This window comes from Burkholderia sp. WSM2232, from assembly GCF_000472545.1.
Taxonomy (GTDB): Bacteria; Pseudomonadota; Gammaproteobacteria; order Burkholderiales; family Burkholderiaceae; genus Paraburkholderia.
This window is the reverse complement of record NZ_AWZV01000070.1, coordinates 1-1450: the sequence shown is the minus strand read 5'-3', so window position 1 is coordinate 1450 and position 1450 is coordinate 1. Positions and strand designations below refer to the sequence as shown.

1 protein-coding gene is annotated in these 1450 nt (G+C 57.2%); it reads left to right on the top strand.

The features are described 5' to 3' along the window. The first annotated feature begins 51 nt into the window (after positions 1-51). Positions 52-1415, top strand: a protein-coding gene (locus F757_RS36000; protein WP_156923786.1) for an IS3 family transposase whose coding sequence is annotated in 2 segments (ribosomal slippage) — positions 52-514 and positions 514-1415 — 1365 coding nt in all. Because the reading frame shifts where the segments join, the coding sequence is not laid out codon by codon here. Positions 1416-1450 lie beyond the last annotated feature (35 nt).

The window sequence follows — 1450 nt, the reverse complement described above, 5'->3', positions numbered from 1 at the left end:
TGAACTGCACCCCAAAAGTTGGACACCGATCCAACCTTTGGGGTGTTTTTCATGGCGAAGTACGGTGAGCAGTTCAAGCTGAAGTTGGTTAAGGAATATCAAGCCGGAGCTGGTGGTGTGCGGACGATCGCGCAGCGTCATGGCGTAGGCTGTACGGTGTTACGCCGCTGGATAGCGGTTTATGAGCAACATGGCCGTGAAGGTTTGCGCAAGAAGTACAGCCACTATGATGCGCAGTTCAGAATGTCCGTTCTGAGCCACATGTGGCGGGAGAATCTGTCGTGCCAGCAGGCCGCTGCAGTGTTCGACATTCGCGCTCAAGGCGCCATTGCGAAGTGGGAACGCCAGTATCATGCTGGCGGTATTGATGCTCTGGCGCCTCGCCCACGAGGACGCCCCAGAAAAATGACCCGTCCCGACCACGAAAAGCCCACTGGGAAAACCGCGCCGGATGAGCGCACACGCGAGCAGTTGCTCAAGGAGAACGAGTACCTGCGGGCGGAGGTGGCGTACCTAAAAAAGCTCGATGCCCTGCTTCAGGCGAAGAGGCAGGCCGCGCAAAAGAAAAAACGCAAATAGTGCAGGCGCTCAGGGATCAGCATCCGATGGCTGCCTTGCTCAAGGCCGCCGGTCTGGCGCGCAGCACGTTCTACTACCAGCTGAAGGTGCTGGAAGACGGCGATCGTCATGCCGAGCTCAAGACCCGGATCAGGGCGGTGTACGAGCACCACAAGGGCCGCTATGGTTACCGGCGCATCGCAGCGACGATCCGGCAGTCAGGCCAGATCGTGAACCACAAGACGGTGCAACGCCTGATGGGACACCTGAAACTGAAGTCGCTGATACGTGCGAAGAAATACCGCTCCTGGCGCGGAGAAGTCGGCCGCATCGCTCCGAACCTGCTGAACCGCGAGTTCAGCGCGCAGCAGCCGAACCAGAAGTGGGTCACGGACGTGACGGAGTTCAATGTGCTCGGGCAGAAGCTGTATCTGTCACCGGTCATGGACCTGTATAACGGCGAGATCGTGTCCTATCAGATGAGCGAACGCCCGGTCTTTGAACTGGTGAGATCCATGCTGAAAAAAGCGCTGGCAAAGCTGGGGAGCAATGAGAGGCCGCTGCTGCATTCGGATCAGGGATGGCAATACCAGATGTCCGCCTACCGGAGGATGCTCGATCAACGTGGCCTGACCCAGAGTATGTCGCGCAAGGCAAACTGCCACGACAACGCAGCGATAGAAAGCTTCTTTGGCACCCTTAAGTCGGAGTTCTTCCGCCTGAACAGGTTCGAAAGCATCGATGCACTGAAGGCCGGCATCAAACAGTACATCCACTACTACAACCACAAGCGCATCAAGCTGAAATTGAAAGGGCTGAGTCCCGTGATGTACAGAACTCAGCCCTCAACAGCCTAGCCGACCAAACTGTCCAACTTTACGGGGTCAGTTCA